Origin of the sequence: Algoriphagus pacificus (assembly GCF_017254845.1) — a bacterium.
GTDB classification, from domain to species: Bacteria; Bacteroidota; Bacteroidia; order Cytophagales; family Cyclobacteriaceae; genus Algoriphagus; species Algoriphagus pacificus.
The window spans coordinates 806789-833291 of sequence record NZ_JAFKCU010000002.1 but is presented as its reverse complement, the minus strand read 5'-3'; the positions used below and the strand labels follow the sequence as shown (position 1 = coordinate 833291).

Here is a 26503-nt window from a genome sequence, read left to right as displayed (position 1 = left end):
AAAAATATGTCTAAGGAATTATTTTTCGACACAGATGCTAGAGACCGCCTGAAAAAAGGTGTTGACGCATTAGCTGACGCAGTAAAAACAACATTGGGACCTAAGGGTCGTAATGTGATTCTAGATAAGAAATTCGGTGCACCAACTATCACCAAAGATGGTGTTTCTGTAGCAAAAGAGATTGAGCTTGCTGAGCCAATCGAAAACATGGGTGCTCAATTGGTGAAAGAAGTAGCTTCTAAAACTGCAGACAATGCAGGTGATGGAACTACAACTGCAACTGTTTTGGCACAGTCTATTTTCAACGTAGGTATCAAAAACGTTGCGGCTGGTGCTAACCCAATGGACCTTAAGAGAGGTATTGACAAAGCTGTCGCTGCTGTTGTTGCAAAATTGAGAGAGAACTCTAAAGAAATCTCTACTTCTAAAGAAATCGCTCAGGTCGCTACTGTTTCTGCTAACAATGACGAAGAAATCGGTAAAATGATTTCTGACGCAATGGACAAAGTAGGAAAAGACGGTGTAATCACTGTAGAAGAAGCAAAAGGTACTGAAACTGAAGTAAAAACTGTAGAAGGTATGCAGTTTGATAGAGGTTACCTTTCTCCATACTTTGTGACCAACACAGAGAAAATGGAATCTGAATTGGAGCAGCCTTACATCTTGATCTATGACAAGAAAATCTCTTCAATGAAAGAATTGCTTCCAGTTCTTGAGCCAGTTGCTCAGTCTGGTAAGCCATTGGTCATCATTTCTGAAGATGTAGACGGCGAAGCTCTTGCTACTTTGGTAGTAAACAAAATCAGAGGTGCTCTGAAAGTTGCTGCGGTGAAAGCTCCAGGATTCGGTGACAGAAGAAAAGCTATGTTGGAAGACATTGCTATTTTGACTGGCGGTACTGTAATCTCTGAAGAAAGAGGTTTCAAACTAGAAAATGCAACTGTTGATATGCTTGGTAGAGCTGAAAAAATCAACATTGACAAAGACAATACAACGATCGTAAACGGAGCTGGAGATGCAAATGCTATCAAAGGTCGAGTTTCTGAGATCAAAGCTCAAATCGAGAAAACTACTTCTGACTACGACAGAGAGAAACTACAAGAAAGACTTGCTAAGCTTTCTGGTGGTGTAGCTATCCTTTATATCGGTGCTGCTACTGAAGTAGAAATGAAAGAGAAAAAAGACAGAGTAGATGATGCTTTGCACGCTACTAGAGCTGCTGTACAAGAAGGTGTAGTAGTAGGTGGTGGTGTGGCTCTAATCAGAGCTAGCGAAGCACTTGCTGACTTGAAAGGATTGAATGAAGATGAGGATACTGGTATCAACATCATCAGACAAGCAATCGAATCTCCATTGAGAACTATCGTTTCCAATGCAGGTGGTGAGCCTTCTGTAGTAATCAACAAGATCAGAGAAAACTCTGGAAACTTCGGTTACAACGCAAGAACTGACAAATACGAAGATCTATTTGCAGTTGGTGTTATCGACCCAACTAAGGTAACTAGATTGGCACTTGAAAATGCAGCTTCAATCGCAGCATTGCTATTGACTACTGAATGTGTGGTAGCAGATGTGAAAGAAGATTCTCCAGCTATGCCTCCAATGGGCGGCGGAGGAATGGGCGGAATGATGTAATTCCGAACATTTGATAAATAAACTAAGGAGATCATTTTGATCTCCTTTTTTATTTGTCTGATTATAAGGTGCAAAACGTATTTTTTATTAAAAAACCAAGAAAATACTTTTTCTAGGATATGGAATAATTGTATTTTGCTATGAATACCCCAACTGATATTATTAAATCATTCAATGATTCACTTTGACGCCATTTTTCTAGTGGATGATGACCCAATCAACAACCTGATAAATAACAGGCTTTTGAGTAAGGTTAGAGTATCAGAGACGATAGAGGAATTTTTAGAGGGTCAATATGCTATAGAACGCATCGGAGACATACCTTTAGAAAAAGAATTATTGGTTTTTCTGGACATCAACATGCCTGTCATGAACGGTTGGGAATTCCTCGAGGAATACAAGGAAAAATACCCTCACAGAAATGATAAAATAGTTATCCTTTCCAGTTCTATCGACTTTCAGGATAGACAAAAAGCACAGGATTTTGAAATTGTATCCGGATTTTTAGAGAAACCTCTCACATTGGACAAGATTCATTTTCAACTGTCCAAATACAACAAATAAGCGATTATTGTATAACTGGAGCTAGTCTATCCCAGATATCCCGGATCAACAAAAAAGGAACCGGCAAATCTCCAGGAGCTCCTCCCATTCTTACTACCACCATATTCTCCGATGGAATGACCATCAAGAACTGCCCATTTTTCCCCATGGCTTGGTACATGTCTGCTGGAGCCTGAGGAATCAAACTACCTGGTAAGACTTGTTGGCTTTGCGGAAACATGTAGGAATTCTTTCCATTTAGCCAGGTCAAATACCCATAGCTTTCATTCAATTTTTGTGAAGATTCATGAAGGTCTTCAAAGTATCTACTCGACCAGATTTTCTGATCTTTCCAATAGCCATTTGCCAGTAACAATAGACCAAAGCGAGCCATTGATCGGGCATTGCTATAAAAAACGTTATTCTCACCTGTTTGCTGCCAAAAACCAGTCATTCCGATTTTTTCACCCAGATTATTTTTGAAAAAATTCTGATAACTAGACTCTGAAGCTTTTTCTACAACTTTTTCCAATAAGGTGTAGGGAGCATTATGATATGCCCATCTAGTCCCAGCTTCTGCTTTGAAAACCAAAGAAGCAGGACTGACATCATCTCTATTGGCCACTCCATCATCCAAACCCGTGGTCATTCTGAGTTGATGGGAAATTCGAATATCCCTTTCCTGATCGTTACTGAGAGAAGTCCAACCTTCTCCCAAATATTTCTGAGTCCGGTCCTTAATGGATAATAACCTTTGTTCCTGAGCAATTCCCACCAAGGCCGCAGTCAATGTTTTTCCTGCCGATGCCCAATACCAAAGTGAATTTTGGTCCATCTCCCCCATTCCGGTCAACTTGCTTCCCCAATACTCCTCCACTACAATTTTACCGTCTTTTAGAATGATAAAAGCTCGTGTATCTTGGGTTGGCAACCAGGCTAAAAGCTCTGCTAAAGCAGTTCCATCCCAGTTTAATTCCTGATAATTAACTTCCTCCCAGGTTGAAGTCTCTGAGTCTGGGAAATATAAATTGACACCTTTTGAAGGTTGCTGTGCGTCGACACAGGAAGTGAAAAATAAAATCCAGCAACTCGCAATTACTTTACCTGCCAGTTGCAATTGATGAATAAAACAATGAAAGTTGCTGGATTTCATATCCTTATTTCCTTAATGTATCCTGAATAAAATCTTTTAAGTCTGCACGAAACTTGGCAGCAGAAGGAAGGTGTGTGTACATCATGTGACCTGCTTCATAATAAGTCATGATAATACGATCTGAAGCTGATTTTGGTAATCCCAAGTGAGATATCGAGTGCTCCACACCATAAAACACCGTGGCTAGATCATAATAACCATTCATGATCAAGACTTTCATATTCGGGTCTTTGCTCAAAGCATCAGCCATATCCGGAAGTGTGGTGATGGCACCAGTAGTTCCCCAATATTGGTTTCCATTATGTGACCAATCCCATTTAAATCCTTCTTTACTATAAGCTGAAGGAGCATAAAGTAAATCTTTACTTACTCCCAAAGAACCATGGAAGTAATCCAAGAATAAGCTGGTATAAGCTGGGGAAATAGCATCACTCTGAGGATCTGTGAAAGAAGCCATTGACATTGGGTCTTTGTTTATCCCTTTGTATCTAGAATCCAATCGACCTACTGTCATTTCTTCATCGCGGAGCATTTCCTGAAAAATCTCCCCTGCATTCAGTTTTAGATCGGCTCTTTTCCAAATCTCTGCCGAAATGCCAGTATAGCCTTCCAGTTTTTGGGCAATGGCATTTTCTGCAGCTTCAGATATGGTATTTCCTTTAAAAAGAGCTGGTGCATATTCATTCTCAGTAAACTCTCTAACCTCTTGGACAAAGGATTCTAAATCAGCTCCTTTATTGGTTATCCTGTCATGATATCTGGCCGTTACAGCCACCGTTGGCAAATAAACAATATTGGAAATATCTTCTGTAGGAACAAAAAACAAGGTTCTTAGATCAAATACTGAGGATACCATGATCACACCATTAAGCGCATAACCATTGTCTAAGAGATTACTCATCACGCCGGCATTTCTGAAAGTACCATAGCTCTCTCCCAAGATATATTTAGGAGAATTCAAACGATCATACTCCTTCAAAAACTGCATGATGAATAAACTCACACTTCTGATATCCTGATCTACTCCCCAGAAGTCTTTGCCAGTTGCATCTCCAATTGGGACACTAAGGCCAGTACCAACCGGATCCATCATCACGACATCTGCTACATCTAAAATAGAATACTCATTGTTTGCCAATTCATAAGGTCCAGCTTGGTTGTAGTTTGGATCGTCGACCACAATTCTTTTTGGCCCCATGATTCCCATATGAAGCCAATAGGAAGAAGATCCTGGTCCTCCGTTATAAGAGAAAATTATCGGTCTGTTTTTCTCAGGATTTTCTTTGAAATAAGCCGTGAACCCAAAAAGGGCAATTGGCTTATTTTGCTCATCTTTCAATTCAAAAGTACCGGCTTTTGCATTCAGATTGATAGTTTTCCCATCGATGGTAACGGACTGCTTGGATTCAAAAACCTGTGCTTTTGGTGTGTCTTTCTTAGCTTCTTCTTTTTCCTGAGCAAAGGCAAAAGTTGAAACCAAGAAAAGGACAAATAAAAATCTGACTTTCATGATTCTTTGATTTTGGTTGAGTGGAAAGGTTTAAACTACTTTTTAAAAAAAGCCCAAAACTTCGGGCTCTAATTTCAAATTTGATTCCTCATATTTCAGAAGAAATCGCTAATCCAATTTTTGAAAACAATTATCTAAATGAAAGGATAAAGAAAATCCTTCCTTTATCAATTTTAAATGCAATTGTCCGATCCATTGAATTCAGAAGCAGTTTACTAAAAAATCAGCACAATGGCTCGTCTGTTTTCAATTGATAGCATCGCTCATGCAGGTGAAAGCCCAATTTTCTATAAAAATCTTCCGCATCTTCTGCAGAAAAAAGAAAAAGCCTGGCGGAGGGAGCAACTTCCCGGGTGCAAATCAACAATTTCCTTCCAATTCCTTTTCCTTGCCAACTCTCAATGACTGCAAGATCAGCCACAAAAGTGCGATAGCAGTAATCAGAAATGCCCCGCATCAGTCCGATCAGAGTTCCTTCTTCCCTAGCAGTTACCCATAGATTGGCTCCCAAAACCATCTGGTTTAAGAGATTTTCATCTTCCATTGGTCTCCTTTTTCCCAAGCCCGATTCATTCAAAACTTTTATGAATTCTCCCAATGTGATTGTTTGTTCTGTTTGAATAGAAACCATATATTAAAGAATTAATTCAAGGTTTATGGCAGGAGGAGCAGGTTTTAGTTTGTCGGGTAATCATTCTTTGAAAGACAACCGAAATTTAGGTAAGATCCGACCAATTCCTGTCGTTTCAGATTCCTATTCTTACAAGGAGAAAATTGATTTGGTCAATTTGAAAGCTTTGGATGAGTCAATTCATTTCAGGATAGAAAGAAAAATCAAACAAGAGAATTTTAGAAAATGGACCTTTAGAGGAGTCTGGATTGGTGGATTTATCCTGTTTCTGATTCTTTATATGATGAGTTAAGTCAAGACATCCTGAAGATCTGGGCGTTTTTTGAAAGTGGCTTTTGCAAATGGGCAGAGTGGCAAAACTTTAATTTCTTCCTTTCGGACGTAATCCACCAAAGCTTCCAATAATTTGGCTCCGATGCCTTGGCCTTGAAGTGAATCATCTACTTCCGTATGTTCAATGATCAGCTTTTTTGGACCAGCCATAACATAGACCATCTCTGCAAATCGCTTCGCTCCTTCTTCAATATAGAAGGACCCTTTTCTACCATCAAATTGATGTTGTATTTCCATTTTTAATTAAATAACCAAGTTTTAACTTTCCGTTTTCTTTTCTACCATTTCATCATAGACTTCATTGACAGGCTCCCAAAGCTCAATACTATGCCCATCTGGATCTAAAATATGGACAAATTTTCCATAATCGTAAGAAGCTATTTCATCTAGAATCGTAACCCCTTCTTTTTTCAATTCTTCCACTAGTTCTTCTAAATTTTCAACACAATAATTGATCATGAAATCTTTCTCAGAAGGCTTAAAGTAACCAGTTGTGTCTTTCATTGGAGACCATTGAGTAAACCCTTTTTGATCTGGGTTTTCTGAACTTCTCCATTCAAAAGTAGTCCCATAATCATCTGTTTGAAGTCCAAGATGTTTTTTATACCAGTCTTTGGTTTTGGATGGATCTTTTACTTTGAAAAATATTCCTCCAATTGCAGTCACGCGTTTTTTCATTCGAATCTCTGTTTTATTGTTCTTTGCCTTTGACTATTAAAAACCAATCGTTTTCCAATTCCAGGAAACCAAAATCATAACAATAATGGTATTGATTTCCCTTCTTATTGGTGTAGATATGGGTGAAATACTTAAAATTAAAACCTGCGCGCATCAGCTTATCCTTAGATGATTTTGCCAGGTCCTCCCCTGCCGGGATCAAGCTTTCCAAAATATTTCTGTTCCGCTTTAGGGCATTATTGATGTTTCGAATCAGATTGGTTGAAATGGCATTTTGCTGATTGTTATAATTGTTTCTACAAGAATCATCACAAAACTTCTTATCCACCCGTCCACGGATCGGTTCACCACAATTCAAACAGGTTCTTTTTTCTATGCTCATACCCAAAAAACTAACCTTAATCTAAGAAATTAAACGAATTTCAGGAACGATATTTATAAAATTAGTTTACAATTCAGCTTTTATAACCTCTATAAGTTGCTGAATATCTTCCTCAGTATTAAACACATTTACAGAAACCCTCAAATTCTCGCCTCTGGCGGAAAGAAAAACCTGTTGCTTATCAAGTGCCTGCTTTAATTTTGGCAAATCAATTTTTGAAGGGAGTTTAGGAGAGATTAAATGATAAGCAAGAAATTCATCATCTTCCACAGAACCACCGATTTCCTGGACAAATTCTCTTAAAGGAGCGTTGAGTTTACGTGCATATTCTTGAATCGATTCCGGTTTCCATTCCAGTAAAAGATTCAAACTTGTTTTCAACATGGGCATCAAAATGAAATTACTTGTTTCACCCACATTGAATCTACCTGCACCGGGTTGATAGTTAGAAGCGTAATCAGATAGCGAACTGAAATCACGGGCATTGACCCGGTTCATCCATGATTCTTCTAAAGGATTTCCATCTGCGAATTTTTCTCCAATAAAAGCCAAAGCGAGGGAATAAGGTCCTAACAACCATTTGTATGTTGCGCAGACAAAAGCATCAATCTTGAATGCTTTGACATCAATTGGCATCGCACCCACTGATTGGGTTCCATCGACAATGAAATAAGCTCCTACTTCTTGACATCTATTTCCAATGGATTCCAAATCAAATTTGACTCCGCTCATCCAATGAATCGACGAAATCAAAACCACTGCAGTTTCTGAATCGATAGCATCAATAAGACGCTTATTCCAATTTGCTCCTTTTTGATTCTGATTCGGATAAGGTGCTATTACCTGAAGTGTTGCATCATTTTCTCTGGACCATCTTTCCAGCGAAAAGTAGCCACTTGGAAACTCATCTTTGACTGTAATCGCTTTCTTTCCTTTGCCGGTTTTGATGTTGTTTAAAACTGAGGTAAATCCATAAGAAGTGGATGGCACTACTGCCACATCAGTTGCCGAACAGTTCACAAGCTTTGCAAAAGCAGACCTTACATCCATTACTCCGTCAAAAAAATCATCTGAGCTGAATTTATGTGGACTTCTCTGATTGATTATTGAAGCAATGCCAGCCTCCTCAGAAGCTTTTAGCAACGGAGCACGATAAGCATTGTTGAGGTAATGAATTTCTGGATCTAGTGTGAAAAGGTGTTTTTGGCAGTGGAGCATGGAAAATGATTAAAGTACTTTGATAAAGTAGTATTTACGAAAAATGAAACAAACCTGTCAGCTTTTAAGATTCAAAAACATCACAAAAGTATCTACAAATCCGAGCTGGCTATGCCTGAATCCTTTTGGAGTGGTTCCAATAATTTCGAAACCATGTTTTTTCCAAAGGTGAATCGCAGCATGATTGGTGCTGATCACAATATTAAACTGGATTCCTAAATAGCCTTTTTGCTTAGCAAATTGAATGGAATGCTCACAAAGCATACTTCCATAACCATTTCCTTGCTCATCAGGATGAACCATGTACCCACAATTAGCGATGTGATTACCTAAATCAATCTGATTAGGCTTGATGAAATATGTTGCTGCTATTTTCCCACTTTCATTTTCCAAAACAAATGTATCCATGGAGCTGGCAAACCAAAGATCTGAAAGCTTTTCCTTGGGAGTTTTTGGATCAAAAACATAAGTATCCCCTGTTTGAATCACCTTTGAAAAAATCTCCCAGATGCCATCTAGGTCATTTTTATTATCAGCAGGTCGAATCTGTATCATCACACAAATTATTTATGGAGTTTTGGAACCAACTCTTTAGCTATCACTTGATAACCAGATTCATTGGGATGTAATCCGTCTGAAAAAAGCGATTCATTCAATTTTCCATCTGGTAACAAAAGGCCTTTCCCAACCTCCAAGTATATAGCATTTGCCAAATCAGCCATTTGCGAAATTTTCAAATTGATCTGCTCTACTTCCTTCTCCATCCCTCTTCTTGGCAGCAACCCAACCATCACTATTTCACTGGATGGTTGTCGTTCTTTGATTTCCTGAATGAGGTTTTCAAGCCCAAGAACTATTTCTTGTTGGGAGTTGATTTGAAGATTATTTGTCCCGATCATCAATAGAATCTGATCTGCTTCAAATCCATCCAATTCATCATGATAAATTCTCCACAATACATTTTCTATTCTATCCCATCCATAACCAAAATTCCGAACGCCAGCGGGTTTGAGCATATTTTCCCAAGAATCAGGTCCATTGACAGTTTTAATCTTGGGTTCACCGCCCCAAAAATTCACGATCGAATTGCCAAACAGTAAGATTTTAGGAGGATTCTCTTGATTCATTTTCAGGATTTCCTGATGTCTTTCCTCCCACTTATAGACAGCTATATCCCTACTTTGACTAGTGGAAATTGTGGTAAAAATTTGACCCTTTTCCTCATTTAAAACTTCCAAAATCAATTTTTCATAAGCCTCAGCATATTGGATCATTCCGTAATCATTCGGATGGATGATGTCCACAAAGGATTCAAAACCCAAACCCATACTCTCGTTTTCCAATAGGTAAATACCTGTTACTCCCTCCTCTTTCAGTTTCAAAAAGGCTTTTTTGTATTGCTCATTTAGTCTTTTGACATGATCTGCATTTTTGATATTGGTGAAGGAATCAGCATACCCCACGTGCTCTGTCAAAATAATCGGAACATTGGGTCTTTTAGATTTCAATTGATGTACAGCATCTAGTGTCAATTGGTACACATCATGTGAATCTGGGCTTAAATTGGGTAAACAATCCAATATATAAGCTTTGGCATCTATCTCTGTCAGAAGAGCAATTACCTCAGGCTCCATTCTGCCATTTCCCGAAAAACCAAAGTTCATAACCGGTCTTTCCAACTTCCTCTCTAGAATATTACTCCAAGCCATGCCGGGTCGGCTGGCACATGCACCTTGGCAAATAGATGTTCCGTATGCTACGATTGGTTTCTCTCTTCTGACTGGAAGAACCTCAAAAAAGGCAGATTTCTCAACTCCAATTTCAAGGTTTTCTACCTCATTGTAAAGGGGTAAAAATAGCTGATACTCTCTCCCGTATTTTTCATATTTAGGAGAATCGTCATTGATCACAAAAGTGTAAGAAGACTCCTCTTTGATAGAATATCTACCCCAGCTTCGAGCCCATTCCCCATCATATGATTTGCTGTAAAGGTCCAAACCACTGACTCCTGTTGCAGGCATATGTGGCATTGAAATATTGCCTTTCACTTTATATCTGACTTGAATTGTGTCTGAATTACTCCAGAATCGAATCGACAATCCAGCAGATTGCTTGGAAAGATTCCAAACTGCGGTTCGCACATTACTCTCAGCTCTGGCAGGAAGTCGATGATAGAGGGAAGGAACTTCATCCGCCCATGATTGACCCGAAATCACTGGAAATGCACTTTCCGAAGGATTCCACCATTTTAAACTGCTAGATTCCTGAGCTTGCGCAAAGCTTAATAATCCAAATAAAAATAGAAGAGAGAGTAAAAGCCGAGAATAAGAATGCTGATTTTTCATAAGATGCTTAAAATCGGGATTTTTTCTCAGAGAATGGGTATTGGGATAAATGGAAATATTTCTTCTTGTAAAATCTTAAAGCTTAAGAAAACATTTTAGGTATATAGATTTGAGATACGGCCAAAGGTCTCAGTTTTGATAAATGGCATCCCAATTCCCCTTCCAATTTCTTAACTTGGAATTTGACTTTTGCTACCATGCCCAAATTCACAATAAAACTCAACGGTTCTAAAAAAACCATCGAGGCCGACTCTGACACCCCATTACTCTACGTATTGAGAGATCATCTCGAACTCAACGGTCCAAAGTTTGGCTGTGGACTATCTCAATGTGGGGCCTGTATGGTTTTGATCAATGGAAAAGCTGCAACTAGCTGCATAAGACCAATCTCTTCAGTTGGAGATGCCGAAATCATCACTTTGGAGGGATTGGCAGATAAAAATGGAAAACTTCATCCTGTTCAAGAAGCATTTGTCGAAGAGCAAGCTGCGCAATGCGGGTATTGCCTCAATGGGATGGTCATGGCTTCAGTTGCTTTACTGGATTCAAAGCCAAATCCAAACGATGAAGAAATAAAGGAAGCGCTGGAACTGAACCTATGCAGATGCAGCACTCAAGCGAGAATCATCAAAGCCGTCAAAAAAGCAGTTAAAAACTCAGCAGGATTATGATTGAACTTCCAAAAACTTCCAGAAGAAAATTCCTAAAGAACCTAGGCTATATCAGCGTAGGGTTTCCGATGCTTGGTTTTGCTTTCCTGAATCAAGATCCAGAAATGGCTGCGCGTGTCTTATATAATGGAAATCTCCCAGGGAGCATGCGAAATGCCAATCAAATAAATGCATGGCTTCGGGTAATGGAAGATGGTAGCGTAAAGGTTTTTTCGGGCAAGGTGGAATTGGGTCAAGGAATCAGAATGGCCATTTGTCAAGTTGCCGCTGAAGAGTTGGATATGGAATTGGATCAAGTGGAAGTTCATTTGGCTGAAACTGGTTTGACTCCTGATGAAGGCTACACTGCGGGTAGCGGTTCTGTGCCCAATAGCGCCATGTCTGCTAGATATGCTGCTGCTATGGCAAGGAAAAAATTATTGGAACTGGCAAGCAAAAAACTGAATACCCCTGAATCCGAATTGATTCTTTACAACGGTCTTGTGAAAACCAAAAACGGAAGTCAATCCATGAATTTTGCTCAGCTTTTAGAGGGTGCGCAATTAGAGATGGAAGTGACCAAGCCTGTTCCGGTGAAAGTCAAATCTGGTTATCGCTATGTTGGAAAAGCTATTCCGAGAAAAGACATTCCTAAAATGGTTCGTGCTGAGGAAATTTACATTCAGGATTTACGATTTCCCGGAATGCTCCATGCCAGGGTTTTAAGACCAGCAGGATACCAATCAAAATTGGAGAAATTGGATGATTCAGGGCTTGGCTCTGCAGTTTCCGGCTTGGTCAAAACAGTTGTCAATGGAAGTTTTGTGGGTGTAATTACTGTAAGAGAATATGAAGCTGTAAAAGCAGTGGATTTTCTAAAAAAGCGCTCCCAATGGTCGGAAAGCCCAGATTTTCCAAGACAGGAAAATATGTATTCCCACCTGAAAGAAATTGCCGATCCACCTCAGCAAATCAGAAATGATGGGAATGTTAATGAGGCAAACAATGGAATAAGCACCTATCAGGCGAGCTATACCAAACCATACCTGCAACATGGATCCATCGGCCCAGGATGTGGCATTGCAATGTTTGACGGAGATATCCTACATATCTGGTCCCATAGTCAGGGAATCTACCCAATGCGGAGAGCTATTTCCGGAATGCTTAAAATGGATCAAGAAAAAATTCATGTCATCTCTGTTCCGGGAGCTGGATGCTTTGGCCATAGTACTGCAGATGATGCAGCTGCGGATGCGGCAATTCTTGCTATGACTTTGCCAGGAAAACATATCCGGGTGCAATGGTCCCGAGAAGACGAACATACCTGGGAACCATATGGAAGTTCGATGATTTTGGATTTAAAAGCTGGGCTGGACTCTCAGGGGAAAATCCAAACATGGACTACGGATGTATGGACAGACACCCATAGTATGCGTCCCGATAGCGATCCGGCAACTTTATTGGATACCCGCTATTTGGAATCTCCAGCCCAACTGAAAGGAAGAGGCTACTTGGGAGGAGGTCATCGAAATGCTGATCCCTATTATTCGATTCCAAACATGCAGGTCAATGCACATTTCTTTAATGGTCCATTGAGAGTATCCTCTTTGAGGAGCTTAGGATCTTATGGGACTATTTTTTCAATTGAGTCTTTTATGGATGAATTGGCGGAAAAAGAAGGAAAAGATCCGATTGAATTTCGCCTGACACATCTTGAAGATCCTAGAGCGATAGAGGTTTTGAAGAAAATCAAAGAGACAACAAATTCAGCAAAACTGAACGATGGCGAAGGAATTGGCTTTGCTTTTTCCCGATATAAAAACACCACTGCATATGCTGCGGTGGCTGTGCATGTAGCTGTTGACACTAAGAGCGGTGCAGTGAAAGTTCTCAAAATGTGGGCCGCAGTGGACGTAGGAGAAATCATCAACATGGACGGAATCATCAATCAGCTTGAAGGTGGAATGATTCAGGCTGCAAGCTGGACACTGAAAGAAGAGGTGACTTTTGAAGGAAATAAAATCACAAGTGAAGACTGGGACAGCTATCCGATTTTCAGGTTCCCGGAAATCCCGGAAGTGGAAGTCCACATGATCAATAGACCAGAAGAAGCAGCAGAAGGAGGCGGAGAAGTTTCCATGCCTCCAACTGGTGCAGCCATTGCAAATGCGGTGTATAAGGCTAGTGGTAAGCGGGTTTATGATTTGCCAATCACTCCTGAAAAGATTTTAAGTTGAGCCAGCTCAAATTACTTTGTAACACATGCTGCTGCCGCCAAATAAATTAAGTCTGAGGGAGAATTCTGGTCAATTTTCAAGGCTAAATCTTTTCGCTTATCAGGATCTACCATAGAAGCCTTCAATTCCGTATCCGCATATTTCCAAGATTCGACAAATAGATTTTTGACTGATTCTGCTTCTTCAGATTTGTTTTGGGCCATTAAACTCTCATAAAGTCCACTCAGTGCAAATCCATTTTTCGGCCAATTATAAAGGTCTTCTTGGTAGATTTCCTCAGCTTTTTCGAAGTCTCCTTTTTTCAAAAGAATATTTCCCAAAACATGCCTCACCGAGAAAAACCAGTCCGGTGGCTCATTGTAATTCAGTTGGTCTTCTATTGTAATTGCTTCTATCAATAATTGAACTGCGGTGTCTAAATCACCTTCTTTTTCTTTCAAGGAAGCTTCCAAAACCTTTGAAGATATTTTACAGACTTCTGTCACCTTATTTATCCCCCAATTCATCTGATCTGCAATCGTAGGGGATTGACTGAGCTCGTTCAATAAAGCCAATTCAGCTTTGGCTTCTTCCAATTTATTTTGATTAACTAAAGCCATTCCACGGGCATAATGCCAAATAGCAGCCGGATAAATCAAATCCTCTGTGGGCTTTGGTAACAACATAATTTTCTCCCACTGCCCAAACTTCACCAGGATATGGGAAGGAATCGTCAGGTAATGCTGGACCATTTCATACCCTGGCTCATGATAATATTGCCTATCCACCAAACTTGCAGTTTTGTAGGCTGCTTCCAATGACCTTGCCCCTCGCCCTTCAAATGCTGCTGTAGCTGCCAAGAAATGATAATTATGTGGATAATACATTTGAGGATAATATCCTTGGGCCTTGCATTCAGCGATGTAAATACTATCTGCAACCACTGCTTTTTCATTAGCTATTGAACCCTCATGATAGTCTCCGGTATTGATATAAATATGAGATGGCATGTGTACCAAATGTCCGGCAGCCGGAACCAAAGTCTTAAGTCTTTCTGCACTTGCCAAGGCCTTTTCAATATCTGGACTTGCTTCTGTCGCATGCAGATACAAATGATTTGCGAGTGGATTCTTAGGATCAATAGAAATTACTTTTTCCAAAAGAGCAACAATTTCTGGAGTCCAATCTCTTGGTTCCCCTCCTCTTTTATCATAAAAATCCCAAGGGTGCAAATTCATTTCTGCCTCTGCATAAAGTGTGGCAACAAAAGAATTGTCGGGAAATTTTAAAAAGGCATCTTTCATGGCTTTAGCAAATCCTTCACCATCAGACTCTGAATTATCCATTGGGAATTTTACCTGGATCGCCTGAATAACGGCTTTTTCCCAATCCGAAGAGTTTCTGCTAAGTTCGGTTGCTTTGGTCACAGCTTCCCGGATTTCATTCACTGCCCCCATGTTATCTGAGGAGTTAAAATTTGGACCTAAGACGTAAGCAATTCCCCAATATCCCATAGCGAAATCAGGATCTAATCGCACAGCCTCTCTAAAGGATCTTTCTGCTTCAGCATGGTTAAAATTGTTGGCCATGATGATCCCTTGATTAAAAAACTGCTGGGAATACTTCGAATCTGTAGTCACAGACACACTGTAATCCCCAATATTTTCTAGGATTGGAGCCTCAAACGAAGGTGTTTTTTCTTCGCAACCAATCAGGAAAAGTGCTGAAGAAAAAATTGAGATTTTTAGAATTTTCATAGGTCAGAATTTGGTAAAAAATTGAAATACAAATCCTAAAACCATTCTTTTAGAAAGTCGATTTAAAAAAATCAATCTCCTGTCTATAAAATGTTTTTACAAAAATATTTAATAAAAAATTAATGTAAACACCTATGAACCAGATATTTTATGGAATAAATCTTTTATTCCCGCATGATTTTTTCAATCTTTTTGCCTTTGGCGAGTTCATCGACCACCTTATCCAAATATCGGATTTGTCTGGTCAAAGGAGTTTCTATTTCCTCAATCCTATAGCCACAGATTACTCCCGTGATCAGTTCTGCATTTGGGTTTAGGGTTGCCTTCTCAAAAAATATATCAAAGGTTACCTTCTCTTCTATCATTTTCTGGATTTGCTTCTCATCAAAGCCAGTCAACCAAGTTATAATCTGATGTAATTCTTCTTTGGTTCTTCCTTTCTTTTCAACTTTGGTTACATAATGAGGATAGACTGAGGCAAAAGTCAGTCTGGCAATTTTAGCATCGTGTTCCGGAGTTGTTTTCATCGGATTCAATCAGTTTTTATTACAACCTTTCTTAGAGGCCTCTTCATTTTTACAATTTTTTCTATTTCCCTAACAGGCAGACTCTGGATGGTTTTGCAGATGATTAATCCCTGCTTTGCAAAGCTTCTCCAAGACATTCAAATCTATGTCTGCGAGCTTATTGACGTATATACAGGCTTTTCCCATTTTATACTTTCCTAGTTCTGACAAAAGCTTTTTACTTTCTTCCGAATCGGTATAGATGTACAAAGAGAAAGCAGCCTTACGGGGAGAAAATGCAATCAAAGGCATGTCACCCTCATGGCCAGAAGCATATTTGTAATGATGGATTCCAAAACCAATGATACTTGGACCCCACATTTTCGCCTGAAAACCCGAGCACTTTACCATCAATTGGATCAGTTCAAAGCTTTCGGTTTTCTTCTGCTCTTTGTCTACAAATGAATCTATGAAATCAGCAATACTGACTTCAGTTACGACGGTTTTATTCTCTTTTGCCATAGTCTAAAACTTATTTTTCGAGTATTTTTTTCAGGTTTTCCAGACTTGCCATTAAGTCTTTGCCCAGCATTCTTTGGAAAATCCCTTTGAGTAGGCTCATTGGAAATTTGGTAGGTCCCCGAAAATCCCAAGTCACCATAGTTTGTTTAGGATTTACTTCGGAAATGAGAAACTTCGAAGTACCGGTATTTTTCATTGGTCTTTCAAAAATCATCTCGTATTCAATTCGCTCTCCTTTGATCAGATTGGTGATTTTTTGTTGGCCAGCACCCACACTTTTATCAGTACTATCCCATTTGTAGATAAAACCAACCGATCCATCTGTTCCGATATATTCGGCTTTTTTATTGGGGTCCTTCATATTCCAGACACTGTAGTGATCCATATTTTTGGAAAACTTCAGGTAGTCAAAAACAACATCTTTGGGTTGGTCGATCACGATGGACTTCTCAACAATCATTTCACTGGCCATGGGTTTGGGGATTAAATAAGAAAAAAGACAGAATGAAAACTATCTAATTTATACAAAATCAATGAATTGGAAATGGTGGGAAATGAGATGAATAAAAAAAACTGTTAATCGACCAAAAGCCACCAAGAGTACCGACAAAAGAAAAATCCCCCAACGTAATTCAACATGTTTATTCATTTTCATTGGAGAAACGGCCTTGGCCAAGAAATCTGCGGCTTTCAAAACGTGAATTTTCTAGCCTGAAAAAATCGTGGATTGAAAGATGGAGCTTATTCTTATTCAGTTAAACAGAGGATATTTGCTTAGCTATTGTTTTGTTTTCCTTATTTAATTTCCTCTGCTATTAATTCTAAAATCTCCAAGATTCTTTGTCGTAAAGCCTCAGATTGCAGATTTGCACCTCTATTAAAAACAATAGATGCAGAAATCATAGATTCCAATTCTTTATTTATTAACATTTCATTTAGTGGTGCACTTAGTTTTGAAATCCCAATTTCTGATTTAAATGAATTTGAATTCTTATCTAATAGCCAATTATGTTCAGTATCATTTACAAAACTATTATAGATATCTCTACCCAAACCTAATTCTGAGATAATTGGATGATATTGCTCATTCACTAAATTACTCCAAGTCGTTTCGACTTCTGTTACTCCCACTACATCAGACGACCAGTTTGATAGCAAACGCCTCAATTCGTTGTTGCGAATCAATCTTAAATTCTCCGAACTGGTTAAGTTATTTTTTATAGGATCGAATGTCGGATCATGTCTAATATTAGCGAGATCTTTAATTACTGAATCTTTTACAACTCCATCAGATTCATCAAAGGCATTCAAAAGTTTTACTGCAGAATTTAGCGAGATTTCCCTGGTTACCATTTTTTCCTCTAATTGTAAAAGATTGGATTGGTAATCTTCTTGCAGTTGTTTAAGTAAACCTTGTTCCTTTATGTTATCTTTTCTTTGCTCATTCCAATTATTAATCTGTAAAGCAATCAAGATTCCAATAACGACAAGGACAATCTCTCCTATTGCATATTTAAAATACTTCCCAGTTTTATTTTCCATGAGTAAGTTTTGTCGAATTTTTCTAATGAATTTTATCACTGGCTATTAGTTGAAAATAATGAAGAACGGTTTGGGTATAGTACGTGTCCCCAAGGGCATGAACTATACCAGTTGTTAGGAGGAGTTATTAATTTGATGCAATTAACCTTATTGAAGTTTCAGACATCCTTTCAAACCCTCTCATGGGAACTCCATATTCCTTTTTTATTTTATCTATAAACTCTTGGGCAGTTAATTCTGGAAATTTAATGTTAGTCAATCTTTTCATTGGAAAGAATAGAAGACCAAAATTGCCTTCTGAGAAATAGACTCCAATTGCTTGTTTATAAAGGTCAGTAGCTGTGAAATAGCTGATACCGAAAGATCCATTACTAGCATTACCAAATGATAAAGCCACTGATTCCCCCGCAGGTATTGTTTGTTTTATGGTTCCTCCGGATGTTAACTCCATCCGTTCCTGATACATAAACACAGGAACTTTATGAGAGTTATTATCAGTGGTTAAAACTGAAATTTGAAAGTCTCCAACACTTTCCAAGGATTCATTTTCAATTGTTTTTTTGAACGCTTCAGAAAATATGTTAACATTCTCTTCCTCGTTTCCTTTAAGTTCATGAAAGTTCTTTTGAAATAATTCAAATGCATCAATATCTCCTATCCAAGCCGTTTGAAGATTATCCTCAATTCTTCCTGATGATATTTTAATAAGATTACAAGTTCCTTTTACTAGTGTAGCTATAATAAAATCAGTTTCGCCAATTGATTTTTGATGACTAGCCATCAATATACCTACTAAATCATTTAAGTAATTTGGTTTTAACTTATATAAAGTATTGATTGCCTCTTCAGCAAATTTGACATCCCCAGCATATGCTATTGATACTTCAGGTAGGTAAATTATTAATTTAATTAATCCTTTCAGTGGATTTGCTTTAACAACATTTGAATCTGTTATACGAGAGTCAGATTCAATCTGGATTTTCCCATCGATATTTTTTGCTACGATTAATGTCATTTTATATAATTCCTCCCAATAGCCAAGTGTATGAGCAGTAGCGGATTTCAAGCTACTAAACTATCCGATAGTACCTACCTTTGATTTAAAGTTTTACATTTCAAAATAGCACTTTACCCGCTATTGCTTATACACAATGTTGGCAGTTCGTTGTTTATTCTTTCGATTTGTTCAAAAACTTTTCAATCATCGGCACAACAAATTCACTTTCTTTTGTGTCGGGTGTTATTGTTGTAATTTCTCCAATGTATTGTCCGTGTCCGCCTGGAATAATTGCTAAATCAGAATTTTTAATTTGTCTGTGCAATTCAATTGCGTGTTCGGGTGTAATAACATCTTTGTCTCCAATGATGATTAAAGTCGGTGCTTTTATAGATTTAATTTGTTCATCTGGAATGTCTTTGAAGTTTACCATTCTCTTGGCATCTCTGTCGTGCATAACTTGTAAACCATTTGTGTCAGCCGCAACTTTTTTATAACCTTCTTTTAGTTGCTCAGGCATATTTTCCAATTTTGCTTGCGACATAAAACCCCAAAACCATTCAGGAACTCCGTTACGTTTGGCAAGTGCAGAACCTAAAATTATTTTATCAACTAATTCAGGGTGTCGAATAGCGATTTGTAAAGTAGTTGTCCCACCGTTACTAAAACCGAAAAAGTCCGCCTTGTCTATTTTCAAGTTTTTGAGAAGTGTAGCAACATCATCTGCGTCCTGTTCAAATGTTAGGTCAGCATTTCGGTCATTTGTCCGTCCGTGTGCTTGAAGTTCAACCGCAATTACTTTTCTATTTTTTGCAAATAATGGAATAACTTTTTCAAAGTTGGACTGGATTGTCGAACCACCACCGTGAATGAGAACAAGTGGTTTGCCTTGTCCGTAAATTTCAAAATACATTTTCAGTCCGTTCACTTCGGAATAGCCATTTTTAAAAGTCAAACTATCGTTTGTTGTTGTCGCCATACTCTTATCTGTGTTTTCTGTTTTGTTGTTGCACGAGGTCAATGTGAAAATTGTTAATGCAAAAATTATTGTCTGTTTCATTTTCCGTTACTTTTCTGTGGGTTTGTTTCGTTCGTTACAATGACCGCTAACACCCATTTATACGAATGTCACATTTTTCTATACTAAACCTACTAAACTTTTTTCAATAATAATCCGCCTCAATAGCCTCTAAATGAAGCTTATCCGACAACAAACGACTACAAACGGATACAAACGACTAACTCCCGACTCTACTTATAGCCATCTCCCAACTTTGGCTTATCGAATTCCTCTAGCGAAAACGAAAAACAAATTTTCACAACAAAACAACAAACATTATGAACACGCTAAGAAACAGAGTACAGCTAATCGGACGTCTAGGAGCCAAAGTAGAAATCAAAAATCTAGAGGGTGGCAAATCCCTAGGGAAGGTAGCTCTCGCCACCAACGAGTATTACAAAAACCAAAAAGGTGAACGTGTAGAAGAAACCACCTGGCATAATCTGGTTGCCTGGGGCAAGCAAGCTCAGCTTCTAGAAAAGTACACAGACAAGGGTTCGGAAATCGCCATCGAAGGCAAGCTTAGCAACCGTTCCTATGAAGACAAGGAAGGCAACAAGCGGTATATCACTGAAGTCATCGTACAAAACATCCTTTTGATGGGTGATAGAAAAGCAAGTATCTCCGCAGAAGCTGCTGAAGAAACTGAGGATGATTTGCCTTTCTAAAATGGATATTATCCTAAACCAAAAACCGGGAGAAGAATACTTTCCCGGTTTTTTTATTGGATTTTTTAATTGGTCTTCGGCGAGAAAGGCTACAGCGAGATACAGCTTCGCTGAAATACGCCTTCGGCGAAATAAGGTCGCTTCGCTCCCGAGATACGCTTCGCGAAATACCTTAGTCAAAACTCTATTTCTATGTATTTCGCTTACCGTCATCAGTGGTAAGCTTATTTCTACTGTATTTCTAGGTATTTCGGAGATATCCCCTGAAATATCTTGGCTTTAGCCATATCTTTAAAATATCTGCCCGAGAAGGGCTATCTAAATATTTCGCGATCCGCCAGCCGGCGGTGAGCATATTTCCATTGTATCTCTACTGTATTTCTCTTTAATTCAACTTCCCCAAAAACGCCTTGGCATTATTCAGATGCGCTTCTTTTTTATCCTTTGACATCTTATTCCAAGTATGATACATCATCGATAACCTTGGGTTGCCTTGGAAAAAATCAGAATGCTCGTCTATAAATCTCCAAAAGAGACCATCCCAAATTTCCTCCCAATCACCCTTTGGATAGTCACTCATCTTTTTCAGGTAATTGGATCCAGCGATATAGGGTTTCGTTGCGAATAATCCCCCATCTGCAAACTGACTCATACCATACACATTGGGTACCATCACCCAGTCGTAGGCATCTATAAACAATTCCATAAACCATCGATACACTTCATCCGGGTCAAATTCGCAGAGTAACATAAAATTACCCAGAATCATCAAACGCTCGATATGATGACAATATCCGGTTTTCAATACCTTTTTGATCGTTTGGTCAACTGGAGCTATACCTGTACTTCCATCATAAAAACTTGCTGGAATCTTTCGCTTAAATCCCCAGTAATTCCGGGTTCTGGAATAAGTACCCTTGCATTCATACATCCCTCTGATAAACTCCCTCCAACCTATAATTTGCCGGACAAATCCTTCAGTAGAATTGATAGGGACTTTTTCTTTTTTGGCAAATTCTAGACTCTTATCCAATACCTGATCCGGAAGTAGCAATCCCACATTGATCAGAGGAGAAAGCAAACTGTGGTTTAGGTAGGACTCATCCTTAACAATTGCATCCTCGTAAGGCCCAAATTCATGAAATCTCTTTTCTAAAAACTGATCCAACCATGCCTCCGCTTGTTGCTGATTGATGGGATAAATAGGCTCTTTGGTCAGTTTGCCGGGATTATCTCCAAAATGCTTTTTGGTGTAAGTCACAGCTTCCTCCCAAAAATCAGAAGCATCAGGGAATTGAATCGAAGGAGGGGTTTTGCCTTTGGGATATTTCTTCCGGTTTTCAGTATCGTAAGTCCAATTTCCACCCTCCGGCTCATGATCCTTATCCATGAGAATCTCTTTGTCTTTCCGCTCCTGCTTGTAGAAAGTTGTCTGGAAAAACGATTTTTTATCAGGCTTGAAAAACTTGGAAAGCTCTTTTTTGCTATTCAGAAATGCTGGATTCTCATGCAATGTCAATTTGCAGGATTTGGCTGCTTTTCGGAATCTTTTTTCCAGCCAGTTATCAACTGGATCTATGAAATGGATCTCGGTAATCTTCTTTTCTTCGATCTCTTTTTGAAATTTCCTAATGTCGGAAAGCTCAGAGTCGCTTGCGATGTAGTGAACCTTTTTTCCTTTTTCCTCCAAGAAACTTTGGTAGGCTTTCATCGAAGCTCTATGAAATGCCAACTTTTGCTTGTGAAAATTGTATTGCCTGAAAAACAAAAACTCCTCAATCAGGTAAACCTCATGCTTATTTTCCAACAAAGGACTGGAAGAAAAAAGCTGATGTGGAAAAATAAGGTTAATGGCTAGTACCATGCGATTTGTTTCTTCGGCAGCGTTCACTGCAATATTTTACTTCGTCCCAGTCTTTTTCCCATTTTTTCCGCCAGGAAAAAGGTCGCTTGCAGACCATGCAAATCTTGGTAGGCAAATCAGATTTCTTCATTCAAAATCAGGGATTTCATCTTCCCGTACATAGGGAAAGGTTTCGAGCAAATTCAAACCGTAATAGCTGTTTAGTCCGGAAATCCCTACCCCATCATAGCTTTCCAAATCCAATTGACCCAGCGAGTTTATGACCTGATCGGGTACAACAAGCAGTTCTACCGATCCAATCACAAAAATGCAACCATTGGGCAAGGGAATGCTTTCCAGGTGTTTCATCCCGATTTTTACAGAACTCTCTTTCACAAAGGGAGCATAAAAATCCGCTATGTATTCCGGTTGTAATTTCATCCGCTCAAATTCAGATTCTCCCTTTTTCAATTTCGCGGAAGTGAAATGAGCCTTCTTGATAAAGGATTTCGAAATATGATTGATCGTGTAAAAACCCGTCTCCATAATATTCGGATAGGTATCTCTAGGAACTTCCGTTTGGGGACGCATGATAAATCCCAGTTGGGCGGGACTGGAACCCAAATGGACCACCGAGGAAAATACCGCCACGTTTTCTTCTTGATTGGGAGATTTTGTTCCAATCAGATTGGCCGGTTTTATTCCTGAAATGGAATTGATCAGATTCAGCCTAAACTTGCGCTCAAGCTTTTCTAGTTCTTCTTTTTTTAACTGCATGTGATGGAGGAAAGCGCTAGGAAATTTTATTCAGGGAAATGCTTCTCTGTCTGGAACACTTAAATCGGTTGATTTCAATGCTTCGCTTTTTGAGATGCTTTTGGCTAACGCCGCTATTGACACGCTTTCGCCACATTTTGAAAGAGCTCTGTTTCAGTTCTTTTCGCATCAATTTGATTACTTGGGCTTCCGAAATCCCAAATTGGTTTTCGATTGCTTCAAAGGGAGTTCGATCCTCCCAAGCCATTTCTATAATCCGGTCTATTTCTCTATCTGTCATATAAAATCGATCTTCAAAAGGAAAATAGGATACAAATTCCCTTGAATTCATTTCTAATTAGATAAAGCCGAAAGGAAAAAAAATGTTTAGGACTAGATAGATTTTAAAGGTGATTGAGTCCAATTAACAGAAAATACTGCTACCAAAAAAAATCATTTTTATCAACTTTCACTTTGACATTTAGCAAGTTGGCAATTTCAGTAGCTGATATTTTTGTGTGACTATTTAATTGATTTATAGCATTCTTGTTTGAGATATTAACACCTCTCGTTTGGATTAAATTTACCAACTTTCCGTTCTTAAGCTGCAAGTAGATTGAGGTGGTAATAGTGTCAGATCCTTTAAATCCACTGTTGTTCCGTATCCCTGAATTTCTCTTTTTACCTAATAAAACGTGACTCACTTCAGAAATCGGAACTGTTTTTCTACTAATCACTTTTTTAAATAGAATATTTCCAGCCTTTTTATTGATTATTAATGTTCGAAAATTGAGAAGTACCAGTTCAAAAAACCAAATCAAAAGTAATAGCCCGAATACTCCAGGAACAAAAATTAAAATATTATCAATTAATGTTTTTCCCTTATTGATATTGAGAATAGTTAATGCGATCAAGACTATTCCAAAAACGAAGAGCACAATGAATTCATCCAAAGTTATAGGACTTTTGAATTTCATCTTTATTATCCCATTTCCAATACTTTGTATTTTTGTTAATCCCTTCAAATGTTCGTTTTATTCACTTTGCAAAAGGTCGTTTCAAGTAACACCGGCTTAACTTAGAATTAAGACCATAAAATGAGAAAATTTTTCTTCGTTAGCAGCTTCCGTTTACTAAACAATCTGATTTTCATTGAAAAATAAAATCCGAGAGATTCAATTCCCTCGGAATATTAATTTTTTAGAATTATAGTTCAACATAATCCCTAAATCCTATCTTAATTTATTTCGCTCTCCGCCACCAGCGGAGTGCCTATTTCTATAGTATCTAATTTCTATTTATTCCTTTTGCCGGGCTGATACTTCTCCTCTGCCCGAGCCTCGATATCTTCTCTATAAAATGCCACGTCTTTGAATTCAGCATCTGCATAGCGCTGGGCTTGATCATCAAAATGAGGAGAATTCGGATCAGCACTTTGTCCTCCTGCCAATATAGATTTGGCTTTTACTTTTTCTCCAAACTCTACTACTGCTACAAAACTGTTTCCTCTATAACCGTACAAACGCTTGGTTTCCGGAGTGGATCTGGCTCCATAAGCTGCCAAAGCTCCCCAGGTTCCTGAAGCTAAACCAACTGGCACATAAGGTTTATCATCATCAAACTTCAGATCGATAGCCCCTGTCAATCTCTGGAATCTGTTGATCTCCGACCAAGGTGTATTCCAAGTACCAAAATCAGCATTCATCTGCTCTATCGTACTTCTAAAAGTTGCCAAAAGATCAGTTGCTGCAGGTGCTGGGATTTCTCCTTTTCCTGCATTAAACTCAAGCAGGTTATTGATATTTCCATGGTTCCGCATAAAATTCATCCCAAAGAAATGTGCCAATGACATGGCCACGGATTCTTTTCTCGTGCGGTAATCCCAATTTTCCAAAACTTTCATCGGTTCGGTTAATTCCGGATCACCCACCCCTTTTTGGTCATAGGCTTTCAAAAGCATCGGAATCAATTTTTCGAATGCTGGCAAATACGGATCATAAGCCAAATCAATCAATTTATCCAAAGTCAGTTGATTGGCGTCTTTTAATACGCTAACGGCATGTACAGCTCTGTAATTTTCTGATTCCGGAGCCATGTAAACAGGATAATTTTCGGCTTTCGGGCTAAACTCACCAGCAGCAGTGTATGGTGTCGAATTACAGTTTTGGATCCAGCCTGTTCCAGGATTGAGCAAAGTAATGCTTTCATCTAGCGTGTGTAAACCTTGCCAATCCGAAGCCGGATCGGAACCATCCACTGGCTTAGAAAAATCAAAACCTGGATTTCGCTTTGGAATAAAATTGCCATGGAAATAGGCAATATTCCCATCTGCATCAGCATATACCGTGTTGTTTGAGGAATTGGTACGGATGTTCATCATTTCCTTAAACTCCGCATGGTTGTTCAACTTGGTTCTTGTAAAACTTTGCGTCAAAGCATTTACTGGGTCCCAATTGATTTTGGTCACAACCCATTTATCATCGAGTTTGTGCGTCACTGGACCATGATGCGTGCGATACATGGTAAAAGATTTTTCCTTGATCTCACTTCCTTCTTTATACTTGATCGTAATCGGAAGCTCGGTTACAGCTCTGCTTTCTTCTCCATATTTGTAGGTCAATTTTCCCTCTGTCTCTGTCACATCCTCCACAAATTCATCGATAAAATCCACTCCTGTGGAGGTATGCATCCAACCGGTCTTTTCATTGAATCCCTGATAGACAAAAAACTGCCCCCAAGTCACCGCTCCATAGGCATTCAGGCCTTCTTCGCTGACCACATGGATTTCTGGTCGGAAATAAAAAGAAGTATGAGGATTGATAAGTAACATGGCATTTCCTGATTCTGTTAATTTCCCAGAAACAGCAATTCCATTGGAACCTTTCGGTTCTTCAGTCAGATCCACAGGATCTAACCCACTGCCAAATTCATTCAAAGCCAAGGATTGGTTATCCCCATAAAAAGCAGCAATTCTTCGGGTTGGAATCTGCTCAATGTCTCCGCCAATGGAACCCTCTGAGAAGAACATGGGCATCCATGGTTCATAGTGTGTAATCACCTGAGGAGTGACTTCTGGATGCGTAGCTAAATAATAATTAACCCCATCAGCAAAGGCTATACAAAGCTTTTTCAACCAGTCCGGCGCTGTATCATAGGCCGCTTTAGCCTCCGCTTCTGTCATGTAGAGATTGGCACGAAGATCAGAGTAAATCGCCTCCTCTCCTTCCAATTCGGCTAATCTACCAGTCGCCCAAACATAGTTTCGCTCTACTCTCCTAAAGTCATCTTCACACTGGGCATAGAGCATTCCAAAAACTGCATCCGCATCGGTTGCGCCATAAATATGCGGAACGCCAAAATCATCACGGATAATCTCTACTCGTTCTGCAGTAGCTTCCCAGCGTTCTTGTTCAGTGAGTTCTTTAGGTTGGCAGGCAAATACCAAAAGTGGCAATGCCAAATAGAGTAATCGAAACTTCATCTTTGTTTTAAAATTTGGGTGGTTATAGGAATCAAATCCAGGGTTGCCGAAAATAAACTATTTGTTTTCAGTGGACA

28 protein-coding genes are annotated in these 26503 nt (G+C 38.9%); 6 read left to right on the top strand and 22 right to left on the bottom strand.

Translation table 11 applies throughout. The features are described from left to right. The first annotated feature begins 6 nt into the window (after positions 1 to 6). Both groL and J0A69_RS10335 read left to right on the top strand, forming a co-directional pair. Entirely contained in the window at positions 7 to 1635 is a 1629-nt protein-coding gene (gene groL, locus J0A69_RS10340) for a chaperonin GroEL (RefSeq protein WP_206586478.1), read from the top strand. 174 nt (positions 1636 to 1809) lie between these two features. Further along, positions 1810 to 2199 carry a response regulator gene (locus tag J0A69_RS10335; protein WP_206586477.1) on the top strand — a complete coding sequence of 130 codons (390 nt, stop codon included), beginning with the start codon at positions 1810 to 1812 and terminating at the stop codon, positions 2197 to 2199. Between the two features lie 4 nt (positions 2200 to 2203). Here the strand turns inward: J0A69_RS10335 and J0A69_RS10330 are convergent, their stop codons facing one another. The 3 genes from J0A69_RS10330 to J0A69_RS10320 form a co-directional block, all read right to left on the bottom strand. Further along, positions 2204 to 3331 carry a serine hydrolase domain-containing protein gene (locus J0A69_RS10330; protein WP_206586476.1) on the bottom strand — a complete coding sequence of 376 codons (1128 nt, stop codon included), beginning with the start codon at positions 3329 to 3331 and terminating at the stop codon, positions 2204 to 2206. 4 nt (positions 3332 to 3335) lie between these two features. After that, the gene (locus J0A69_RS10325) at positions 3336 to 4841 is read right to left on the bottom strand and encodes a S10 family peptidase (protein WP_206586475.1); all 1506 of its coding nucleotides are present in this window, start codon (positions 4839 to 4841) and stop codon (positions 3336 to 3338) included. Positions 4842 to 5064: 223 nt separating this feature from the next. Further along, positions 5065 to 5472, bottom strand: a complete 408-nt coding sequence (locus J0A69_RS10320; RefSeq protein WP_206586474.1) for a GNAT family N-acetyltransferase — start codon at positions 5470 to 5472, stop codon at positions 5065 to 5067. Positions 5473 to 5497: 25 nt separating this feature from the next. Between J0A69_RS10320 and J0A69_RS10315 the strand changes: the two genes are divergently transcribed. Further along, positions 5498 to 5764: a hypothetical protein gene (locus tag J0A69_RS10315; RefSeq protein WP_206586473.1), complete on the top strand. Its 267-nt coding sequence runs from the start codon at positions 5498 to 5500 to the stop codon at positions 5762 to 5764. Here the strand turns inward: J0A69_RS10315 and J0A69_RS10310 are convergent. The 6 genes from J0A69_RS10310 to J0A69_RS10285 form a co-directional block, all read right to left on the bottom strand. Next, the gene (locus J0A69_RS10310; RefSeq protein WP_206586472.1) at positions 5761 to 6042 is read right to left on the bottom strand and encodes a GNAT family N-acetyltransferase; all 282 of its coding nucleotides are present in this window, start codon (positions 6040 to 6042) and stop codon (positions 5761 to 5763) included. The genes J0A69_RS10315 and J0A69_RS10310 overlap by 4 nt on opposite strands. A gap of 21 nt (positions 6043 to 6063) precedes the next feature. After that, positions 6064 to 6483 (bottom strand): VOC family protein, encoded by a 420-nt coding sequence (locus J0A69_RS10305; protein WP_206586471.1) that lies wholly within the window; start codon positions 6481 to 6483, stop codon positions 6064 to 6066. A 13-nt stretch (positions 6484 to 6496) separates the two neighbouring features. After that, positions 6497 to 6865 carry a DUF2116 family Zn-ribbon domain-containing protein gene (locus J0A69_RS10300; RefSeq protein WP_206586470.1) on the bottom strand — a complete coding sequence of 123 codons (369 nt, stop codon included), beginning with the start codon at positions 6863 to 6865 and terminating at the stop codon, positions 6497 to 6499. A gap of 66 nt (positions 6866 to 6931) precedes the next feature. Then, complete coding sequence (locus J0A69_RS10295) at positions 6932 to 8083, bottom strand: aminotransferase class V-fold PLP-dependent enzyme (protein ID WP_206586469.1); 1152 nt, start codon at positions 8081 to 8083, stop codon at positions 6932 to 6934. 57 nt (positions 8084 to 8140) lie between these two features. Further along, positions 8141 to 8638, bottom strand: coding sequence for a GNAT family N-acetyltransferase (locus tag J0A69_RS10290; protein ID WP_206586468.1), 498 nt, complete (start codon positions 8636 to 8638; stop codon positions 8141 to 8143). 8 nt (positions 8639 to 8646) lie between these two features. Then, complete coding sequence (locus tag J0A69_RS10285) at positions 8647 to 10428, bottom strand: SGNH/GDSL hydrolase family protein (RefSeq protein ID WP_206586467.1); 1782 nt, start codon at positions 10426 to 10428, stop codon at positions 8647 to 8649. A 197-nt stretch (positions 10429 to 10625) separates the two neighbouring features. On the opposite strand from J0A69_RS10285, the gene J0A69_RS10280 reads away from it, so the two are divergent. Together J0A69_RS10280 and J0A69_RS10275 are read left to right on the top strand one after the other, a co-directional pair. Continuing rightward, entirely contained in the window at positions 10626 to 11099 is a 474-nt protein-coding gene (locus J0A69_RS10280; RefSeq protein WP_206586466.1) for a (2Fe-2S)-binding protein, read from the top strand. Continuing rightward, complete coding sequence (locus J0A69_RS10275; protein ID WP_206586465.1) at positions 11096 to 13315, top strand: xanthine dehydrogenase family protein molybdopterin-binding subunit; 2220 nt, start codon at positions 11096 to 11098, stop codon at positions 13313 to 13315. Before J0A69_RS10280 ends, J0A69_RS10275 begins: the two co-directional genes overlap by 4 nt. 11 nt (positions 13316 to 13326) lie before the next feature. On the opposite strand, the gene J0A69_RS10270 is transcribed toward J0A69_RS10275, so the two are convergent. From J0A69_RS10270 to J0A69_RS10240, 7 genes are all read right to left on the bottom strand, one after another. Then, positions 13327 to 15051, bottom strand: a complete 1725-nt coding sequence (locus J0A69_RS10270; protein ID WP_206586464.1) for a tetratricopeptide repeat protein — start codon at positions 15049 to 15051, stop codon at positions 13327 to 13329. Between the two features lie 164 nt (positions 15052 to 15215). Beyond that, entirely contained in the window at positions 15216 to 15578 is a 363-nt protein-coding gene (locus J0A69_RS10265) for a DUF2200 domain-containing protein (protein WP_206586463.1), read from the bottom strand. Positions 15579 to 15647: 69 nt separating this feature from the next. Continuing rightward, on the bottom strand, positions 15648 to 16079 hold the full coding sequence (locus J0A69_RS10260) for a DUF1801 domain-containing protein (RefSeq protein WP_206586462.1): 432 nt from the start codon (positions 16077 to 16079) through the stop codon (positions 15648 to 15650). Positions 16080 to 16089: 10 nt separating this feature from the next. Then, positions 16090 to 16551 carry an SRPBCC family protein gene (locus J0A69_RS10255; protein ID WP_206586461.1) on the bottom strand — a complete coding sequence of 154 codons (462 nt, stop codon included), beginning with the start codon at positions 16549 to 16551 and terminating at the stop codon, positions 16090 to 16092. Between the two features lie 323 nt (positions 16552 to 16874). Next, positions 16875 to 17621: a DUF6090 family protein gene (locus J0A69_RS10250; RefSeq protein ID WP_206586460.1), complete on the bottom strand. Its 747-nt coding sequence runs from the start codon at positions 17619 to 17621 to the stop codon at positions 16875 to 16877. A gap of 127 nt (positions 17622 to 17748) precedes the next feature. Further along, positions 17749 to 18636, bottom strand: coding sequence for a hypothetical protein (locus tag J0A69_RS10245; protein WP_206586459.1), 888 nt, complete (start codon positions 18634 to 18636; stop codon positions 17749 to 17751). A 154-nt stretch (positions 18637 to 18790) separates the two neighbouring features. Then, positions 18791 to 19678 carry an alpha/beta fold hydrolase gene (locus tag J0A69_RS10240; protein ID WP_236032790.1) on the bottom strand — a complete coding sequence of 296 codons (888 nt, stop codon included), beginning with the start codon at positions 19676 to 19678 and terminating at the stop codon, positions 18791 to 18793. A gap of 278 nt (positions 19679 to 19956) precedes the next feature. On the opposite strand from J0A69_RS10240, the gene J0A69_RS10235 reads away from it, so the two are divergent. Continuing rightward, a complete protein-coding gene (locus tag J0A69_RS10235) occupies positions 19957 to 20346 on the top strand; it encodes a single-stranded DNA-binding protein (protein ID WP_206586458.1) in 390 nt (129 codons plus the stop codon). A 385-nt stretch (positions 20347 to 20731) separates the two neighbouring features. On the opposite strand, the gene J0A69_RS10230 is transcribed toward J0A69_RS10235, so the two are convergent. The 6 genes from J0A69_RS10230 to J0A69_RS10205 form a co-directional block, all read right to left on the bottom strand. Further along, entirely contained in the window at positions 20732 to 22210 is a 1479-nt protein-coding gene (locus tag J0A69_RS10230; protein ID WP_206586457.1) for a cryptochrome/photolyase family protein, read from the bottom strand. Continuing rightward, the gene (locus J0A69_RS10225; RefSeq protein ID WP_206586456.1) at positions 22194 to 22340 is read right to left on the bottom strand and encodes a DUF2256 domain-containing protein; all 147 of its coding nucleotides are present in this window, start codon (positions 22338 to 22340) and stop codon (positions 22194 to 22196) included. Before J0A69_RS10225 ends, J0A69_RS10230 begins: the two co-directional genes overlap by 17 nt. Further along, the gene (locus J0A69_RS10220) at positions 22337 to 22966 is read right to left on the bottom strand and encodes a flavin reductase family protein (protein ID WP_206586455.1); all 630 of its coding nucleotides are present in this window, start codon (positions 22964 to 22966) and stop codon (positions 22337 to 22339) included. The genes J0A69_RS10225 and J0A69_RS10220 overlap by 4 nt, the downstream gene beginning before the upstream one ends. A 16-nt stretch (positions 22967 to 22982) precedes the next feature. Continuing rightward, positions 22983 to 23246: a TIGR03643 family protein gene (locus J0A69_RS10215; RefSeq protein ID WP_206586933.1), complete on the bottom strand. Its 264-nt coding sequence runs from the start codon at positions 23244 to 23246 to the stop codon at positions 22983 to 22985. A gap of 139 nt (positions 23247 to 23385) precedes the next feature. Continuing rightward, entirely contained in the window at positions 23386 to 23970 is a 585-nt protein-coding gene (locus J0A69_RS10210) for a hypothetical protein (protein ID WP_206586454.1), read from the bottom strand. 269 nt (positions 23971 to 24239) lie between these two features. Continuing rightward, a complete protein-coding gene (locus J0A69_RS10205) occupies positions 24240 to 26426 on the bottom strand; it encodes an acylase (protein ID WP_206586453.1) in 2187 nt (728 codons plus the stop codon). Positions 26427 to 26503 lie beyond the last annotated feature (77 nt).

What these genes read in the sequence shown, in the direction of transcription:
- J0A69_RS10290 (WP_206586468.1), bottom strand. Translation starts at nt 8,638, where the DNA reads ATGATACAGATTCGACCTGCTGATAATAAAAATGACCTAGATGGCATC.
- J0A69_RS10220 (WP_206586455.1), bottom strand. Translation starts at nt 22,966, where the DNA reads ATGCAGTTAAAAAAAGAAGAACTAGAAAAGCTTGAGCGCAAGTTTAGG.
- J0A69_RS10260 (WP_206586462.1), bottom strand. Translation starts at nt 16,079, where the DNA reads ATGGCAAAAGAGAATAAAACCGTCGTAACTGAAGTCAGTATTGCTGAT.
- J0A69_RS10225 (WP_206586456.1), bottom strand. Translation starts at nt 22,340, where the DNA reads ATGAAGAAATCTGATTTGCCTACCAAGATTTGCATGGTCTGCAAGCGA.
- J0A69_RS10270 (WP_206586464.1), bottom strand. Translation starts at nt 15,051, where the DNA reads ATGAAAATTCTAAAAATCTCAATTTTTTCTTCAGCACTTTTCCTGATT.
- groL (WP_206586478.1), top strand. Translation starts at nt 7, where the DNA reads ATGTCTAAGGAATTATTTTTCGACACAGATGCTAGAGACCGCCTGAAA.
- J0A69_RS10315 (WP_206586473.1), top strand. Translation starts at nt 5,498, where the DNA reads ATGGCAGGAGGAGCAGGTTTTAGTTTGTCGGGTAATCATTCTTTGAAA.
- J0A69_RS10295 (WP_206586469.1), bottom strand. Translation starts at nt 8,083, where the DNA reads ATGCTCCACTGCCAAAAACACCTTTTCACACTAGATCCAGAAATTCAT.
- J0A69_RS10240 (WP_236032790.1), bottom strand. Translation starts at nt 19,678, where the DNA reads ATGAAACAGACAATAATTTTTGCATTAACAATTTTCACATTGACCTCG.
- J0A69_RS10300 (WP_206586470.1), bottom strand. Translation starts at nt 6,865, where the DNA reads ATGAGCATAGAAAAAAGAACCTGTTTGAATTGTGGTGAACCGATCCGT.
- J0A69_RS10205 (WP_206586453.1), bottom strand. Translation starts at nt 26,426, where the DNA reads ATGAAGTTTCGATTACTCTATTTGGCATTGCCACTTTTGGTATTTGCC.
- J0A69_RS10335 (WP_206586477.1), top strand. Translation starts at nt 1,810, where the DNA reads ATGATTCACTTTGACGCCATTTTTCTAGTGGATGATGACCCAATCAAC.
- J0A69_RS10320 (WP_206586474.1), bottom strand. Translation starts at nt 5,472, where the DNA reads ATGGTTTCTATTCAAACAGAACAAACAATCACATTGGGAGAATTCATA.
- J0A69_RS10280 (WP_206586466.1), top strand. Translation starts at nt 10,626, where the DNA reads ATGCCCAAATTCACAATAAAACTCAACGGTTCTAAAAAAACCATCGAG.
- J0A69_RS10230 (WP_206586457.1), bottom strand. Translation starts at nt 22,210, where the DNA reads ATGGTACTAGCCATTAACCTTATTTTTCCACATCAGCTTTTTTCTTCC.
- J0A69_RS10330 (WP_206586476.1), bottom strand. Translation starts at nt 3,331, where the DNA reads ATGAAATCCAGCAACTTTCATTGTTTTATTCATCAATTGCAACTGGCA.
- J0A69_RS10310 (WP_206586472.1), bottom strand. Translation starts at nt 6,042, where the DNA reads ATGGAAATACAACATCAATTTGATGGTAGAAAAGGGTCCTTCTATATT.
- J0A69_RS10255 (WP_206586461.1), bottom strand. Translation starts at nt 16,551, where the DNA reads ATGGCCAGTGAAATGATTGTTGAGAAGTCCATCGTGATCGACCAACCC.
- J0A69_RS10265 (WP_206586463.1), bottom strand. Translation starts at nt 15,578, where the DNA reads ATGAAAACAACTCCGGAACACGATGCTAAAATTGCCAGACTGACTTTT.
- J0A69_RS10275 (WP_206586465.1), top strand. Translation starts at nt 11,096, where the DNA reads ATGATTGAACTTCCAAAAACTTCCAGAAGAAAATTCCTAAAGAACCTA.
- J0A69_RS10235 (WP_206586458.1), top strand. Translation starts at nt 19,957, where the DNA reads ATGAACACGCTAAGAAACAGAGTACAGCTAATCGGACGTCTAGGAGCC.
- J0A69_RS10325 (WP_206586475.1), bottom strand. Translation starts at nt 4,841, where the DNA reads ATGAAAGTCAGATTTTTATTTGTCCTTTTCTTGGTTTCAACTTTTGCC.
- J0A69_RS10250 (WP_206586460.1), bottom strand. Translation starts at nt 17,621, where the DNA reads ATGGAAAATAAAACTGGGAAGTATTTTAAATATGCAATAGGAGAGATT.
- J0A69_RS10285 (WP_206586467.1), bottom strand. Translation starts at nt 10,428, where the DNA reads ATGAAAAATCAGCATTCTTATTCTCGGCTTTTACTCTCTCTTCTATTT.
- J0A69_RS10215 (WP_206586933.1), bottom strand. Translation starts at nt 23,246, where the DNA reads ATGACAGATAGAGAAATAGACCGGATTATAGAAATGGCTTGGGAGGAT.
- J0A69_RS10305 (WP_206586471.1), bottom strand. Translation starts at nt 6,483, where the DNA reads ATGAAAAAACGCGTGACTGCAATTGGAGGAATATTTTTCAAAGTAAAA.
- J0A69_RS10245 (WP_206586459.1), bottom strand. Translation starts at nt 18,636, where the DNA reads ATGACATTAATCGTAGCAAAAAATATCGATGGGAAAATCCAGATTGAA.